1 protein-coding gene is annotated in these 1,027 nt (G+C 49.3%); it reads left to right on the top strand.

Annotated elements, in window-relative coordinates; translation table 11 throughout:
• Window positions 1-1,027: hypothetical protein (locus R7O12_RS27000; RefSeq protein WP_318127132.1), on the top strand; the 1,027-nt coding region annotated here is incomplete at both ends.

The raw sequence follows: 1,027 nt of genomic DNA, 5'->3' as shown, positions 1-1,027 counted from the left end.
GACAGCTCGCGTGACACCGGAAGGCAGCAATCTAGCCGTTAACAAAGAGATCGTTTCGATTGCTGGTAAACCTTACGCAGCGGGAGACACTTATAAACCAGAAGATGAGGTGGTGTATAAGTTTACGGTGACCAACACCGAACCTGTATGGCGTGATGAGGCCGCGATTCAAGACATCATCTCTAATGTTCGTGTTGAAGTTATTGGTGACACAACGAAATCGGCATTTTCAGAATCTGAAATCAGCCACGTCTTTACCTCTGTTGGTACCAGTGGCACGCAAGACACCTACATCGAACCATACGATGCCACCGATGATCTGGATTTGGTGGTTGATATTGCGCCTGAAGAAGTGATCGAATTTACCGTAAAGGGGAAAGTTCGCGCTGATGCTGTCGGTGATATCGATGGAAACACCGCAAAAGCCGGCAACCAGAGTGACACAACGGAAACCATTCCTCCTGTCGCACCTGTTTTAGATTTCCAAAAACTGGTGCTGAACACGACCGCCGACAGCAGTACGTGTACGTTCCCATCTTCGACGGGCACTGATTGTCACTACAATCCGAATGGCCAGATCCAGTATCAAGTCTCAGTCACCAACGTAGGTGAAAGTACCACTAATGGTGCCACCATTGTGGATGAACTGGACAAGATTAACACGTCTGATGGCAAACCTGCTTTTACGGATTACAGCGTGGCGATTGTTAGTGCACCAACGTCAGAGCGCTTCTCCATCAATGGTCAGTATCAAGGCAATGTACCCTTAAACGCAGCATTCGATCTGATGCCAGGTGATACCGTTGTCTTTGAAATTGATGGCACAGTTGCGGCGGATGCAACGGGCGCAATAACTAACGTAGCAAAAGTTGCAGGCGTGGACAGTAATGCTGTCGTGCTTGATCCGGGAACTTCGAATCTGCTGGCGCAAAAGTCGACGGACACTCCGACGTACACGCCGGGCTCGGAAGTGCGCTATCAGATGCGAATTCGCAACGTAACCACCAATAATGAACTGGTGGATGTG

The organism is Vibrio sp. Vb1574 (genome assembly GCF_033338675.1).
The sequence above is the reverse complement of the archived record's forward strand: the minus strand, read 5'-3'. Positions and strand labels throughout refer to the sequence as shown.